Source organism: Streptomyces phytophilus (assembly GCF_013870535.1).
Lineage (GTDB): Bacteria > Actinomycetota > Actinomycetes > Streptomycetales > Streptomycetaceae > Streptomyces > Streptomyces phytophilus.
Window position 1 is genome coordinate 1 of record NZ_JACBXC010001301.1, and the last position, 1,649, is coordinate 1,649.

The 1,649-nt window shown below is 75.2% G+C and carries 3 protein-coding genes and 1 pseudogene; 3 read left to right on the top strand and 1 reads right to left on the bottom strand.

The window, feature by feature from the left end:
• The 3 genes and pseudogenes from H5J30_RS31775 to H5J30_RS31785 form a co-directional block, all read left to right on the top strand.
• Positions 1 to 208, top strand: a pseudogene (locus tag H5J30_RS31775) (TetR family transcriptional regulator); the annotation flags it as partial.
• A gap of 206 nt (positions 209 to 414) precedes the next feature.
• On the top strand, positions 415 to 870 hold the full coding sequence (locus tag H5J30_RS31780; RefSeq protein ID WP_181791049.1) for a nitroreductase family deazaflavin-dependent oxidoreductase: 456 nt from the start codon (positions 415 to 417) through the stop codon (positions 868 to 870).
• Positions 871 to 936: 66 nt separating this feature from the next.
• A complete protein-coding gene (locus H5J30_RS31785; protein WP_181791051.1) occupies positions 937 to 1,245 on the top strand; it encodes a hypothetical protein in 309 nt (102 codons plus the stop codon).
• A 90-nt stretch (positions 1,246 to 1,335) separates the two neighbouring features.
• Here H5J30_RS31785 and H5J30_RS31790 read toward each other — a convergent pair.
• Positions 1,336 to 1,649: DUF2087 domain-containing protein (locus tag H5J30_RS31790; protein WP_181791052.1), on the bottom strand; the 314-nt coding region annotated here is incomplete at its 5' end.

Consider the following 1,649-nt stretch of genomic DNA (forward strand, 5'->3'; position numbering starts at 1 on the left):
CCGCATCCGCGCGGCCCTCGCGGACCTGCTGGAACCCGACAGGGCAGCCCTGCGCCGGCCGCCGGAGCAGGTCGCGGCCCTCTTCTTCGGGCTGCTCTTCACCCAGCCGCACCTGGAGGACGAGCCGGAGCTGAGCACGGGGGAGCTGGTGGAGGTCTTCCTGCACGGCGCGCTCACGGGCGGCGTCTCCGCCGCACGCGGGGCGTAAGGGGGCGCGGCCCCCTGCCCGGACGGGCCGCGGTTCACATCCGACCGGCCCCGGCCCGCGCCTCTTGCCACAGGGGATGCGGGGCCCGTAGGAAAGTCGGGCCGGGAATGTCGAGATCGGCGGGGCGGCTGCGTCCCAGGGGCGGACGCGGTCGAAGGAGGCCGCACCGCCCGCCGGATCCGACCCGTACCGGAAGGACAGCCGCCATGGCCACCGCAGCAGACCTCGACCGCGCCACCGACTCCCAGTGGAGCTGGGTCGCCGAACACACCCGGACCTACCTCGCCTCCGGTGGCACCGAGGGGCACGAGCGCGACGGGGTGCGTACCCTCGTGCTCGCCACGACCGGGCGGCGGACGGGGACGCCCCGCCGCACCGCCCTGATCTACGGCACCTCGGGCGACGACTACGTGGTCGTCGCCTCCAAGGGGGGCGCCGACGAGGATCCGGCGTGGTTCATGAACCTCGCCGCGGAGCCCGCCGTCGGGGTGCAGGTCGGCACCCGGCGGTTCAGCGCCCGCGCCCGGGTCGCCACCGCGGCCGAACGGGCGCCCCTCTGGGCGCAGATGGCGGGCATCTTCCCGCTCTACGAGGAGTACGCGCGGAAGGCCGACCGGGAGATCCCCGTCGTCCTCCTCACGCCGCTGGACGCGCCCCGTTGACCTGAAGTCCGGTTGAGCTTCTAGGGTTCGGGTGCGTGGATGCCGACGTACCGGAGAGGAACGGCCATGAGGACGCTGGTGCTGGGAAGGTCGCCCGACAGAGTGGCGGCGGTGCTGGCCACGCTGCGCGCGGACGGCTTCGACGCGGAGGGGGTGAGCACCGACGACGAGGCCAGGGCGCTGCTGGCGGGCGACGGGTTCGGGGTGCTGATCATCGGCGGGGGTGTGGGGCCTGACTCCCGCGCGGCGCTCAAGGAGTACGCGGCGGAGCACGGGGTGCGGCGGGTCGTCGACGGCGCGCTGGCGGAGCCGTTCGACGCGTACGTGCGGCGGGAGTTCGAGCCGGTGATCCGGGAGGTCGCCGCCGCGGGGTGACGGGCCGCGGTCCCGCCCGGGGGCCGGTACCGGGCGGTGGGCGGCGGCCCCTTTCGCGGCGCAGGGGCTTCGCGGTCCGCGGCGGGTCCGTCAGGTGCGTTCGTACGCGGTGCCGGACTCGTTCCTGCGCAGCAGGCCCTCGTCCACCAGGGCGCGGCGCAGGCTCACCCAGTCGTCCAGCCACTCGCCGCAGATCGCGTTGACCTTCGCCTCGGAGTACGTCTCGCCGGCGTCGAAGGAGTCCGTCACCACCGCCAGCACCCGGGCCCGTACCTCCGCGTCGCCGGGGATCGACGTCAGCCGGCCGCGGCGGAAGTACCCGCCCGCGCCGTCGCCGCGGCCCCGGCCGGAGAGCCTGACCTCGGCCTGGACGGCGAGCCGGAAGGTGTCGTCGCGGAGCGTGT

Excerpts from the sequence above, each read along its gene's own strand:
- H5J30_RS31780 (WP_181791049.1), top strand. The coding sequence starts at position 415 with ATGGCCACCGCAGCAGACCTCGACCGCGCCACCGACTCCCAGTGGAGC.
- H5J30_RS31785 (WP_181791051.1), top strand. The coding sequence starts at position 937 with ATGAGGACGCTGGTGCTGGGAAGGTCGCCCGACAGAGTGGCGGCGGTG.